The following is a 13,081-nucleotide window of genomic DNA, read 5'->3' as shown; positions in this document are numbered from 1 at the left end:
GGCCGCAGCGGCAGGTGGGCGATTCGCTGGACCCCGTGGATCGGCCCGCCGTCGAGGACCCGGCGGGCCGGGGGAGACCGCTGCCGCATCCCCGCGGGCAGCGGTGGGTCCGGGAGGGCATGCGGATGCCCTCCCGGGCAGTGCGGCGCCTTTCGGCCATTCGGCGATGTCCATGCCACGAGGCGACAGGGGACGGCCCGGGCCACGGAGGGGGCGGCCCGGTCCCGCCCGCGGGGCACCCCGCCGCTCGGCCGGCCCGTCCGCCGGCCGAGCCGCGCCACCCCGCGTCCGCCGTCCCCACGCCGCCGTCCGCCGCCCTGCTGCGCCGCCTTGCCGCGCGCCCCGCGGACCCTCCCCGCCGTGCCGGTCACGCACCCCGCCCCGCGCTCCGCTCCGCCGTGCGCCCGGCGTGATCCACTGCTGCAACTCGGGTCACACGCCGCACAACCGGTGGCACGATGTCTCCTGCGGCGCACCGCCCTTCCGGACACCCCGTGCGCCCGACCCCTCGTCAGGCGGAGGCGCGATGCGGTGGCTCACCGGCTGGAGCGGAGAGCCCCACGGCGCGGGCGGCCCCTCCCCGAACGGCGTCCGCCCGCTGGCCGGCACCGTGCTGTGGACCGGCCCCAACCCGCTCTGGGCGGTCGGCGACTGGCGGCCCGACGAGATCCGGCTCGTCAGCCTGCGCCCCGGCGCCGACCCCGTCGTCACCTCCGGTCCGCCCCGCCCCGGCCACCCCGAACCCGAGGACACCCCCGCGACCACCCGGCTCGCCGTCCTCGGGCGGTGCGGCGCCACCGACGCCGAACTCGCCGCCGGCCTCGCCGCCGCCCGCGGTGGCGCCGTCCGCCACCTCACCCGCTGGCCCGGCAGCTACACCGCCGTCCTGCGCAGCGGCACCCGCTCCACCGTGCTGCTCACCGACCTCGCCGGTGCCCAGCCCGTCTTCCACACCCCCTGGCGCGGCGGCACCGCCTACGCCACCGCCGCCCTCCCGCTCGCCGACCTGATCGGCGCCCCGGTCGACACCGGCCACCTCGCCGCCCTGCTCGCCTGCCCCGAGTCCTCCGAGGCGCTCGGCAACGGCACCCCGTACGCCGGAGTGCTGCGGGTGCCGCCCGGCCACTCCCTCGGCATCCGCGGCGGACGCCCCTACCTCGCCGGGTACGAGCCGGAGCCCGGACCCGGCCGCCGCGAGGACGCCCCCGCCGTCCGCGAACTCACCCGCGCCCTGCTGGAGGCCGTCCGCTGCCGGGTCCGCACCACCGCCGGCACCCCCGACCCGCTGGGCGACCCGGAGCGGCCCCGGCTCGGCGTAGACCTCTCGTACGGCACCGCCTCGGCGACCGTCGCCCTGCTCGCCGCCGCCGTCCCGCTCGCCCCGGGCTCCGGCCGCCCGCCCGCCCGTACCCCCGCCGCCCCCGCGCGCACCGGCGCCGTCAAGGGGTCCTGGGCCCGCCAAACCAGCACCGAACCCGCCGAGGAGAACGGCGAGGCCCTCACCGCCGTCACCCACGGCGGCGAGGACCGGCTGGCCCTCGCCGTCGACGCCCCCCGGCTGCGCCACGTCGTCGTCCCGCCCGGCCTGCCCTACACCGGCCTCGGCGACGACCCGCTCGCCGGCCCGCTCACCGACGAACCCGGCCCCGCCCTCACCGCCGCCACCCGGCTCGCCGCCCGCTTCCGGGCCGGCGGCACCGACCACCTCACCGGCTACGGCGCCCGCCAGGTCCTGGACGGCCACCCCGCCCGGCTCGCCGACCTCGTCCGCACCGGTCGTGCCCGCGAACTCCTCGCCCCCGTAGCCGCGTTGGCCGGCGCGGACCGGGCCGCCGCAGGCGCCCTCACCGGCACCGTCCGCACCCCGGTCACCGTGCTGCGCGCCGCCCACCGGCTCGCCCGCGCCGACTACGCCGACGCGCTCGACGACCTCGCCGTCCGCCTGACCGTCCGTCACTTCACCGAACCGGCCGGCACCGCCGGCGCCAGCTCCGCCGCCGACCTCGCCTGGAACGTCCCCGGTCCCGCCGCCCGCTGGCTCTCCGACGAGGCGCTCACCACCGTCGCCCAGCGGCTGCGGATCGCCGCCCGCGGCCCCGTCCCGGTCGAACACCCCGGCGCCCGCCGGGCCCGGCTCGCCCTCCACCGGCACGCCACCGCCTACCGCACCCTCGTCCAGGCCGCAGAACAGCGCGGCCAGCGCCTGCACGCCCCGTTCCTCGACAACCAGGTCGTCCGCGCCGCCCGCCTGCTGCCCGACGACACCCGGCTGCAGCCCGGCGCCCGGCCCGCCCTGCTGCGCTCGATCCTCACCGGCGCCGGACGGACCGACCTGCCCGCCGACTGGGGCCGCACCCCGCGCCCCGACCGTGCCGACGAGGCCAGGGCCGGACTGCGCCTCGCCGCGGACGGCCTCGCCGAACTCTTCCACCGCCCGCTGCTCGCCGACGCCGGGCTGATCGACCTGTCCGCCGTCCGGCGGACCCTCGCCTCGGCCGCCGAACCCGGCCGCGAGTTGCCGCCCGGCACCCTGGCGGGCCTCGCCGACCTGGTCGCCACCGAACTCTGGCTGCGCCGGGTCGCCGCCCGCCGGCACGGCTCCTGCTGGACGGGCCTGCCGCCGGTCGAACGGAAGGCCCTGGCCGGACGGCCGGCCTGAGAGGTCGTCCGGAGGGGCCGGCCGGTCCGGCCCGGGGGCGCGGTCCGAGGGTGCTGGCACGCCGGCGCGGGTGAGGGCTCGCACGGCCTGCCGGGGCCGCCCCGGCGCGTCCGTTCCGTCCGGAGGGCGGCCGACCCGGCATCATGACCGGGTGGCTGCCGCGATGGTCCCCCTGCCCGTGCTCGACGAGCCGCCCCCGGCGGCCCGGCCCGGCATCCTCGCCGCCTGCGACGGCTCCGACGGCTCGCTGTGGGCGCTGGACCGGGCGATGACCGAGGCCGAGCTGTTCGGCCTGCCGCTGTACGTCCTGGCGGTGGTCAACCCCTCGCCGGCCGGCTACCCGCCGGGCATGGTGGAACTCGTCCAGCCGTCCATCGAACTGCTGGCCGGCAGCATGGCGGACGGGCTGCGCCGTGCGGTGGACACCGTCCAGACGGCCCGGCCCCGGCCGTACGGCGGGGAGCTCTCGCTGCACGTGGTGCTCGGCAGCGTCATCGAGGTGGTGCTCGCCGCCACCGCCGGCCAGCACACACTGGTCATCGGCACCCGCGGCAACGGGGGCTTCAGCCGGCTGCTGCTCGGGTCGGTGAGCACCGCCGCGGTCCACCACGCGAACTGCCCGGTGCTGGTGGTGCCCGCCCCGCCGGCGGGCTGAGCCTGCGCACCGCCCCGACGGGCCGTCAGCCGGTGGCCGAGCCCGTGGCCGAGCCGGCGGCCGTCAGTCGGCGGCCCGTCAGTCGGTGGGCCGGTCCGTCAGCCGGGCGGCCGCGGCGCGCTGCCGGGCCGTGCTGCCGGTGAGGAACCGCGCGACGACCTCCAGCTCCTCGGTGCTGAACTCGTCGCAGAGCTCGCCGACCTCGCGCCCCCAGTCCTCGAACAGCTCGGCCAGCCGCCCGATCGCCTCCGGCCGGTGCTCCACCAGGACGCGGCGCCGGTCGGTCGGATGCTGCACCCGGCGGACGAAGCCCTTGCGCTCCAACCGGTCCACCAGACCGGTCACCGAGGCCGGCGCCAGCCCGGACCGCTCGGCGAGCTCCTTCGCGGTGAGCGGGCCGCTGCGCTGGAGCAGGTCCAGGGTCTTCGACTCGGTGGCGCCCAGGCCGGCCTTCTCGGCGATCGCGGAGTGGAACATCACCGTCACCGCACTCGACTCGCGGCCGGCCTCGTAGATCCGCGCCAGCACCACGTCGCGGTGGTGGTCGGCGCCGGGAGCGGGGTGGGCCGCGGTGGCGGGGTGCTGCTGCTCGGGCATGGAACCAGCCTAGCGGAGTCCTTCGACGGGACGAATATTTAGTTAGAGTGAACGAAAGGCTTGTGGTGCGGTCGCGCCCTGTGCAAGTCTTTCGTTTGGGCGAACGAAATAATCACCGCGCAGACCACCCACGCCCCGGCCCTGCGCCCCGAACTCCTGGAGGGCAGGAGAGATGACCGCACTCGCGCCCACGGCCGACAGTCCCCCCGCCGTGCCGCACCCCCGCCGCTGGGCCGCCGCGGCCGTGATGATGACCGCCGCCCTGATGGACCTGCTGGACGTGACCATCGTGAACGTCGCGATCCCGTCCGTCGGCCGGGACCTGCACGCCTCCGAGCCCGAACTGCAGTGGCTGGTCTCCGCATACCTGCTGGGCTTCGCCGCCACCCTGGTGGTGGCCGGCCACCTCGGCGACCGGTACGGGCGGAAGGCGCTCTTCCTGGCCGGCACCGCCGCGTTCGGACTGGCCAGCCTCGCCTGCGGCCTCGCCCAGGGCCCGGGCCAGCTGATCGCCGCCCGCGCCGTGCAGGGCGTGGCCGCCGCCGTCCTGACCCCGCAGGTGATCGGCTCGTTCCGGACGCTCTTCCACGGCAAGGAGCGCGGCGCCGCCTTCGGCATGTACGGCGCTGTCGCCGGCTTCGCCTCCGGGATCGGCCTGCTGCTCGGCGGCGTGCTGACCGACGCCGACCTGTTCGGCCTCGGCTGGCGGACGGTCTTCCTGGTGAACGTGCCGATCGCCGCGGTCTGCCTGGCGGCGGGGGCGGTGCTGGTCCCCGCCGACCGGGAGCGTTCGACCGCCCGGCCCGACCTGGTGGGCAGCCTGGTCCTGGCGGCCGGCCTGGTCGCCGTGGTGCTGCCGCTCGTCCAGGGCCGCAGCAACGGCTGGCCGCTCTGGGGCTGGTTCTGCCTGGCCGCCGGCGTCGCCGCGGTGGCGGGACTGGCACTGGCCCAGTCCCGTCGGGGCGGCGGCACGGTGCCGCTGCTGCCCGCACGGGCGTTCCGGCTGAAGGCGTTCTCGGTGGGCCTGCTGGTGCAGCTGCTGTTCTCGGTCGCCATGCAGGGCTTCTTCCTGGTCTTCGCGATCTGGCTGCAGGGCGGCCAGGGCTACACGCCGCTGCAGGCCGGCCTGGTCACCGCCGCCTTCTCGGTCGGCGGCTTCCTCACCGCGCCGGTCGCCGACGGCCTCGCCGTCCGGTACGGGCGGCTGGTGCTGCTGGCCGGAGCCGTCCTGATGGCCGCCGGCTGCGCCTGGATCGGGTACGCGGTGTCCGGTGCGGCCGCCGCGCACACCGGCGCCTGGCCGCTCGTCCCCGGTCTGCTGGTGGCCGGCGCGGGCCTCGGCTTCCTGGTGGTGCCCCTGGTCAACGTGGTGCTGTCGGCGGTGCCCGCGGACACCGCCGGCGGCGCGTCCGGCATCTTCTCCACCGCCCAGCAGTTCGGCGGGGCACTCGGCGTCGCCACCCTCGCCACACTGTTCTTCCAGCACACCGCCGACGGCCCCGGCCCGGCGATGACGACGGTGCTGCCCTGGGTGGTGGGGCTGTTCGCGGCCACCGGCCTGCTCTGCCTCGCCCTGCCGCGCACCGCCCTGGCCTCGCACGACGGCTGACCCGGGGCGGCCCGCCGACCCGCTCGACGCCGGGCGGGAATGCGGGACGGGAATGCCGAACGGACGGTTGACCGTTCAACCTGGTGGGTGGGCCCCGCACGCCCGCCCACCGCCCCGCCCCCGAACAGGAGCCGTACCCCCATGAAGGTCGAGATCTACTCCGACATCGCCTGCCCCTGGTGCTACATCGGCAAGCGCCGCTTCGAGCAGGCGCTGGACCGCTTCCCGGGCAAGGACGGCGTCGAGGTGGTCTACCGGCCCTACCAGCTGGTGCCCGACGCCCCCGAGCAGGCCAGCCCGCACCGAGCCTGGCTCGCCGAGCGGTACGGCCCGCAGTCCGTCGCCATGGACGCCCGGGTCACCGAGCTCGGCGCCGCCGAGGGCATCGCCTACGACTTCGACGCCGCCCTGCACGCCAACACCTTCCTCGGCCACCGCCTGCTCCACCTCGCCGAGACCGAGTACGGCGCCGCCGTCCAGGCCGACGTCAAGGAGCGGCTGCTCAAGGCGCACTTCAGCGACGGCGTCGACGTCGGCGACCGGACGGCCCTCACCGCGATCGCCGTCGCCGCCGGCATGGACGGCGAACGGGTCACCGGCTACCTCGCGGGCGAGGAGGGCGCCGACGAGGTCCGCGACCAGCTCGACCGGGCCCGCTCGCTCGGCATCACCGCCGTGCCGACCTTCGTCTTCGAGGGCCGCTGGGCCGTGCAGGGCGGCCAGGAGGCGGACACCTTCCTGCGCGTCCTGCAGCAGGTCGCCGAGGAGACCGGCGCGCTCGTCCCCGCACCCGGCACGGGGCCCGACGACTCCGCCGCCTGCGCGGACGGCAGCTGCGCCGTCTGACGACGGCGCCGCCCCGGCACCACTACGACACCTCCGCGACCCACCCGCAGCGCCCGGCCCTCCCTCGGCGGACGGCCGGGCGCCCGCGTCCGGCGGGCCCTCAGCCGGCGACCGTCAGCAGGTGAGCCGGGCGTCCGCCCAGTCGGCGACGTCCAGCAGCGCCCAGCCGCCGTCCGCCCGCTCCGCGACCAGCCGGATCGAGCGCTGACCCGCCAGCGGCGCGTGCACCCGCACCGGACGGTCGCCCGCCCGCACCGGGCCGGAGCCCCACAGCACCGAACCGTCCTCGCCCAGCACGGCGAACACCACGCTGCCGCGCCCGACCGCCAGGTCGTCCGGCCCCACCACCGCGTCGAACGCGGTGCAGCTGCGGTTCAGGTCCACCGCCACCCGGGACGGCACGTGCACGCTCAGCGCATGCCGGTACCACTGCCCGGCCATCCACAGCCCCGGCCGCCGCGCCAGCGAACCGCCGCCGCGGCGGATCGCCGGCCGGCCCTCGTCCTCCGCGTCCCGGCGCCCGGAGCCGGCGAACGGCAGGTCGTCCAGCCAGAACGCGGTGGGCGGCGGCGCGGGCGTCGCGGTCGGGGTCGGCGTCGGAGCGGGCGTCGGAGCGGGCGTCGGATCCGGGGACGGCGGCTCGGGAGCCGGGGTCGACGGCTCCGGGGGCCGGACCGGGGACGGCGACTCCTCCGTCGCCGAACCCGCCGGCGACGGAACGACCGGCGCGGCGAGCGGCGAACGCCGCGGCGGAGCCGGCGGCACCACCGGCGACGGGCTCCCGGACGGCACCGGCAACGGCGACTCCACCACCGGGGGATGCGCCGACGACACCACGGCCGCCCGCGGCGCAGCCTCCGGCGGCACGTCCGCCGGACCGCTCAACGCCCAGGCCGCCACCGCCGCCGCGGCCAGGGCCACACTCGCGGCGATCCCGGCCTTGGCCGCGACCCCCAGCCCCTCACCGGCGGCCGCCCCGATCGCACCGCCCGAACCACCCGCCGAGGCACCGCCCGCCGCGGCCGCCCCGGACGCGGCCGTCCCACCGGACGTCGCCGCACCGGCGGCACCCACCGCCCCGGCCACCGCGGCACCGCCGAGCACCGCCCCGGCCGCCTTCGCGAACGACCCGGCGCCGACCCACAGCAGCACGCCCCCGGGCAGCACCGCCCGCAGGCTGTGGTTGATGTCCGTGAGCTCCACGCAGGCCGCCGTGCAGCGGGCGCACCCCTGCACGTGCCGGCCGACCTCCGCCGAGGCCCGCTTGCGCAGCGACCCGCGCGCGTACGCCCCGAGCCGGTTGGCGTACGCCGCGCAGCCCTGCTCCTGGCTGCCCGACACGTGCGCCTGCAGGAAGGCCGCGGCCAGCCGGTCCCGCGCCCGGTGCGCCTGCACCGCGGTCGCGTTCGCCGTCTTGCCGAGCATCACCGCGACCGCCTTCGGCGACTCCCGCTCGACCTCGGTGTGCCACAGCACCACCCGGTCGTCCTCCGGCAGCCCGGCGTACGCCCGCATCACCATCCGCTGGTCGGCCAGCGCCATCGCCCAGGCGTCCGCACCCGGGTCCGCCAGGTCGTACTCGATCGCCGCGCCCGCCGTACCCTGCGCGAACGACCCGAAGTCGTCGACCAGTTGCTCGCGCCGCTCGGTCCGCGCCCAGGCCGCCGCCACGTTGCGCACCGCCGTCAGCAGGTAGGCGCGCACCGCGAACTCCGGCCCGCGCCCCGCCTTCAGCGCCTGCAGCGTACGGGCGAACACCTCGCCCGCCAGGTCCTCCGCGGTGAAGCTGTCCCGGCAGCACGTCCGTGCATAGCGGCGCACCGCCTCCGCGTGCCGCCGGTAGACCTCCTCGTACGCGGAGTCGTCCCCGGCCCGCACCCGCGCCGTCAACTCGGCGTCCGACGGCGGACGTTCACTGTCCACCGGATCGGCCGGCGCCGGTACCACGGCCCGCGCCGGCGGCTCCTCACCGATGAAGGCCTCCGGCGTCACACCGCCCAGACCAGCCGCGGCCTGGCCCGGCACCCGGCCGGCCAGCGACTCCCGCAGCGGCGCACCCGCCTGGTCCGGCACCTGGCCGGACGGGCCAGCACCGGACCCCGGCTCACCGAGCTCCTCGGCGCTCACCGCCGCACCCCGGCAGCCGCATCCGCCGCCGCACCGGCCGCCGGACACGCGGCCACGGCGGCCGCGCGGCCGCAGCGAGCTGCAGGAACACCGCGCAACGGGACAATGGCTCCAAGCACGGGCAAAGGATTGCATAGCACAGCGCCGGCCGGAAGCCGGACCTGCCGCGACCACTCGTACGGGCACCGCGGACGACACCCCGGCCGACCCAAATCCCTTGCTCAGCGCGACTGCAGACCCTGCAACAGGATCTGCAGCAGCCGCTGCGCCGGAGCGTCACCGGGTTGACCCTCCGTCGGTTCCACTCCGTCCGGGAGCGCCGTGAGGGCGTGCACCGGGACGGCCGCCGTCAGCACCAGCACCACGTCCGAGACCGTCACCCCGGGACGCAGCTCGCCCGCCGCGGCCGCCCGCGCCACCAGCGCCGCCACCAACTGCAGCAGCAACCGCGGATCGGCGTCCGCCGCACCCGGCCCGGCACCGCCCGACGGCTCCGCCTCAGCTTCCGGCCCACGCGGCTCCGGCCCGCGCGGCTCCGGCACCCGGCCGAGCTCCGCCGCGTACCGGAACGCCTCCGGCGGCAACAGCCGACCCGCACCCGACGCGACCGCCCGGCCCAGGAAACCCGCCAGCGACTCCCACGCCGCGCCGCCGCCGTACAGCGACTCGCGGGCCTGCGCCGTCAGCCAGGCGACCTCCTCCGCGGCGATCCGGCGGACCAGGACCTCCTTGCTGGGGAAGCGCCGGTACACCGTGCCGACGCCGACGCCGGCCCGGCGGGCCACCTCCTCCATCGGCGCGTCGTAGCCCAGCTCGCCGAACACCTGCCGGGCCGCCCGCAGCACGCTCTCCAGATTGCGCCGCGCATCCACCCGCAGCCGACCCGGCCGACCCGTCCCCGGGCCGGCCACCACCAGCTCCGAGCCGACCGGCCCGCGCTGCTCCGGTACCGAGCCGTGGCCCGCCCCGATCCGTCCGTGCACCGGCGACACCACGCCGCCGGCCGGACGCTCCTGATCCGTCACTTCAACCCTCCCCCGCGGACACCGACGGCGCCCGCCCGAACCTTCCGCACCCCCCGGTGCGGCCCCAAGCCGTCCGCCACTCAACAGGTGCGGACTAACCCTTCCCCAGTTCCCCGCCGGCCAGTCGGCCGCCGGGTCGATCGACCCCGACCTTGAGGGGACACAATCCGACCATAGTTCAGGCGAGTTCGTGGCAGAAGCGGACCTCCTACCACCGGTCGCCCCCGGACCGGCAACCGCCGTCCGGCCACCGGCCGTCCCGACACCCGCCCCGGGCGGCGACCTCCGCCACATCCGACCCACTCGATCACGTTCGCCCTGTGGACAAACGCACCCCGCGCATTGCCTCATTGGAGGGCGTCCCGGCGGGACGTGAATCAGGTCACACGGCCCACGGACGGCAGGGGGTGCCCCATCAGGATTCTCATCGTCGGCGGCGGATGCGCCGGCATGGCCGCGGCCCTCGTACTGCAACAGGCGCTCGCCCCCCGACTGCGCACCGGGGACGCCGAGATCACCGTGGTCGAGCCCCAGCCCTACCTCACCTACCACCCGCTGCTCGCCGAGGTCGCCGCCGGCAGCATCGACCCCCGCCACGTCGTCGTGCCCCTGCGCAAGGTCCTCCCGCACTGCCGCGTGCTCACCGCCCGGATCACCCGGATCGACCACGCAGGCCGGACCGCCCAGGTTGACACCGCCCCCCGGGGGGCCGCCGCCGAACCCGCGGAACTCGCCTACGACCACCTGATCCTGACCCCGGGCTCGGTCTCCCGGACCGACCCCGTCCCCGGCCTCGCCGACCACGGACTCGGCTTCGGCAGCGTCGGCGAGGCGGTCGCCCTCCGCAACCACGTCCTCGAACAGCTCGACCTCGCCTCCTCCACCCGCGACCCGGAACTCCGCCAGGCCGCCCTGACCTTCCTCTTCGTCGGCGCCGGCTACGCGGGCGTCGGCGCCCTCGCCGAACTGGAGGACATGGCCCGCTACGCCGTCCGCGGCTACCACAACCTCACCGCCGACGACCTGCGCTGGGTGCTCGTCGAGGCCACCGACCGGATCCTCCCCCAGGAGAGCGCGGACCTCGCCGCCCACACCCTCGCCGAACTGCGCGAACGCAGCATCGACGTGCACCTCGGCACCACCCTGGAGTCCGCCGTCGACCGGGTCATGGCCCTCTCCGACGGCAGCCGGTTCGCCGCCCGCACCCTCGTGTGGACGGCCGGCGTGAGGCCCGCCCCGTTGCTCCGCGACACCGACCTCCCGCTCGACCCCACCGGGCGGGTCCGCTGCCTGCCCACCCTCCAGGTCCGCGGACCCGGCGGCACCCCGCTCGCCGGCGCCTGGGCCGCCGGTGACTGCGCGGCGGTTCCCGACCCGGCGGCCGACGGTGCGCTGTGCGCCCCCAACGCCCAGCACGCGCTGGCGCAGGCCCGGCTCCTGGCCGAGAACCTGCTGGCCGACCTCGACCACGGCGCCCTGGCCGCCTACCGGCCCGAGCGCATCCACTGCTCCACGTCGCTCGGCCTCGGACGCGCCGTCGCCCACACCCGACGGGGCCGCCTCACCGGCCGCCGGGCCTGGTGGCTGCACCGGGCCCGCCACCTGCGGCGACTGCCCAGCCTCGACCGCCGGGTCCGGGTCTTCACCGACTGGCTGCTCGGCGGGCTCTTCAGCCGCGAGGTCGTCTCGCTCGGCACCGTGGAGCACCCGCGCGCGGAGTTCGAGTCGGGCTTCCTGGAGCGCCCCTAGCGCCCCCGCGTACGCCGGTCTGTAGCGAATGCGCCGGACCGGCGATACGACTTCCGAAACGACACCTCCGCCTGACAGGATCTGCCCAGCCGATCATCACGGCCCGTGCTGCCCCGAGCACATCATGTGATGACCCTTCAGAAACCGCCCAACCCCACACCCGAGGAAGCGGCAGACGTTGAACCTCATGCGCTGGAGCGCCCGGCTCACCGGAGCCCCGAGGCGCACCGTTCCGTCCGCCCCGCCCTCGACGACCACCGAACCCCTGCCCCTGCCCGGCCCCCGTGACCCGGAGACCGCGGCCGCCGCCCTCGACCACCGCGAGATCCACGAGCTCTACGAGCTGCGCGGCGTCCTCGACCGGCTGCCCGCCCCCGTCGCCGTCACCTACGGCCCGCTCCACCAGCTCGGGTACGCGAACAACGCCTACCGAGAGCTCTTCGGCGAACGGACCGCCGGCCTGCCCGCCGCCGACGGCCTCCCCGAGCTCGCCGCCCTCGGCGTCCTCCCCCTCATGGACCAGGCCCTGCGCGGCGGCCGACCCCGCAGCGTCAAGGCCCGCTGCATCCTCGGCCCGGCCGGCAGCCGCTACTACAACGTCTCCTGCGTCCCGCTCGCCCCCGCCGACCCGCCGCTCGGCACGCTCGACCCCCGGCCCGGTCCGCGCCCGCCCGCCGGACTGCTCATCTACGCCGCCGAGGTCACCGACCAGGTCCAGGCCGCCACCCGGGTCCGCGAGGCCGAGCGGCGCCAGCGCGAGGCCGCCGTCACCCTGCAGCGCAGCCTCCTCCCGCAGAAGCTCGAACAGCCCGCCGACCTCCGGGTCGCCGCGACCTACCAGCCCGGCGGCGCCGACGCCGCGGTCGGCGGCGACTGGTACGACGTCATCCGCCTCGGCGCCGGTCGCACCGCCCTGGTCATCGGCGACGTGATGGGCCGCGGCCTGCGGGCCGCCGCCGTCATGGGCCAGCTCCGCACCGCCGTCCGCGCCTACGCCCGGCTCGACCTCCCGCCGCACGAGGTGATGGGCCTGCTCGACGGCCTCGCCATGGAGATCGACGCCAACCAGATCGCCACCTGCACCTACGCGGTCTGGGACCCGGCCCCCGGCACCCTGGAGTACGCCTCCGCCGGCCACCTGCCGCTGCTGCTGCGCTGCCCCGACGGCAGCGTCCTGCAGGGCGAGGAGCAGAACGGCCCCCCGCTCGGCACCGGCAGCGGCAGCCACGTCTCGCACACCCTCAAGCTGCTGCCCGGCACCACCGGCGTCCTCTACACCGACGGCCTGGTCGAACGCCGCGACGAGGACATCGACCACGGGCTCGACCTGCTCGCCCGGACCCTCGCCGGCGCCGCGGGCGGCCCGGAGGTCGTCTGCGCCCGCCTGCTGCGGGCGATGGGCGTCACCGCGGAGCACGACGACGACGTGGCCGTGCTGGCCTTCCAGCTGCCACTTGAACCCGACGGATCCGACGTGTAATGTTCTCCGAGTTGCCTGACAGGGAGCACCGGACGAGCGATCCGCACGGACGGTCCCGAGGCGGCCAATCCCTTGAAACACCACTTCCCGGCTCGGGCTGGGTCGCGTCTTGTCGCGTCCCCGTGCGAATTCAGCGTGCGCGTTTATAGGAATTGCACTTCGGGCCGGCGCCGGATTCGCTTTTCGGAGCGGGGATCGGCTAAGGTTTGAAACGTCGGACGGGCCGTCAGGCCGGTTCCGACAAGGCAGTGAAGAAAGCGCGTCGGTGAAGAGCACAGGCTCGGATCTGATAAGCTGGAAACACGGAAGAGCGAAACGCCCGGAGGGTCCGCTG

8 protein-coding genes and 1 pseudogene are annotated in these 13,081 nt (G+C 76.5%); 6 read left to right on the top strand and 3 right to left on the bottom strand.

Annotated features, from left to right (window positions below; translation table 11 throughout):
• The first annotated feature begins 526 nt into the window (after positions 1-526).
• Positions 527-2,659, top strand: a complete 2,133-nt coding sequence (locus tag AB0442_RS21825; protein ID WP_366164636.1) for an asparagine synthase-related protein — start codon at positions 527-529, stop codon at positions 2,657-2,659.
• A gap of 151 nt (positions 2,660-2,810) precedes the next feature.
• Positions 2,811-3,314, top strand: coding sequence for a universal stress protein (locus AB0442_RS21820; RefSeq protein ID WP_363545873.1), 504 nt, complete (start codon positions 2,811-2,813; stop codon positions 3,312-3,314).
• Positions 3,315-3,392: 78 nt separating this feature from the next.
• Here the strand turns inward: AB0442_RS21820 and AB0442_RS21815 are convergent, their stop codons facing one another.
• A complete protein-coding gene (locus AB0442_RS21815) occupies positions 3,393-3,911 on the bottom strand; it encodes a MarR family transcriptional regulator (RefSeq protein WP_366164634.1) in 519 nt (172 codons plus the stop codon).
• A gap of 172 nt (positions 3,912-4,083) precedes the next feature.
• Between AB0442_RS21815 and AB0442_RS21810 the strand changes: the two genes are divergently transcribed.
• Positions 4,084-5,520 carry an MFS transporter gene (locus AB0442_RS21810; protein WP_366164633.1) on the top strand — a complete coding sequence of 479 codons (1,437 nt, stop codon included), beginning with the start codon at positions 4,084-4,086 and terminating at the stop codon, positions 5,518-5,520.
• 141 nt (positions 5,521-5,661) lie between these two features.
• On the top strand, positions 5,662-6,366 hold the full coding sequence (locus AB0442_RS21805; protein WP_344628196.1) for a DsbA family oxidoreductase: 705 nt from the start codon (positions 5,662-5,664) through the stop codon (positions 6,364-6,366).
• Between the two features lie 114 nt (positions 6,367-6,480).
• Here the strand turns inward: AB0442_RS21805 and AB0442_RS21800 are convergent, their stop codons facing one another.
• A complete protein-coding gene (locus tag AB0442_RS21800; RefSeq protein WP_366164631.1) occupies positions 6,481-8,493 on the bottom strand; it encodes a sigma-70 family RNA polymerase sigma factor in 2,013 nt (670 codons plus the stop codon).
• 221 nt (positions 8,494-8,714) lie between these two features.
• Positions 8,715-9,518, bottom strand: coding sequence for a helix-turn-helix domain-containing protein (locus tag AB0442_RS21795; RefSeq protein ID WP_366164629.1), 804 nt, complete (start codon positions 9,516-9,518; stop codon positions 8,715-8,717).
• A gap of 426 nt (positions 9,519-9,944) precedes the next feature.
• Here AB0442_RS21795 and AB0442_RS21790 point away from each other — a divergent pair, with 426 nt between their 5' ends.
• Positions 9,945-11,267, top strand: coding sequence for an FAD-dependent oxidoreductase (locus tag AB0442_RS21790; RefSeq protein ID WP_366164720.1), 1,323 nt, complete (start codon positions 9,945-9,947; stop codon positions 11,265-11,267).
• A 178-nt stretch (positions 11,268-11,445) separates the two neighbouring features.
• Positions 11,446-12,705, top strand: a pseudogene (locus AB0442_RS21785) (SpoIIE family protein phosphatase); the annotation flags it as partial.
• Positions 12,706-13,081 lie beyond the last annotated feature (376 nt).

Source organism: Kitasatospora sp. NPDC085895, assembly GCF_040702125.1.
In the GTDB taxonomy this organism is placed as follows: Bacteria; Actinomycetota; Actinomycetes; order Streptomycetales; family Streptomycetaceae; genus Kitasatospora; species Kitasatospora arboriphila.
The sequence above is the reverse complement of the archived record's forward strand: the minus strand, read 5'-3'. Positions and strand labels throughout refer to the sequence as shown.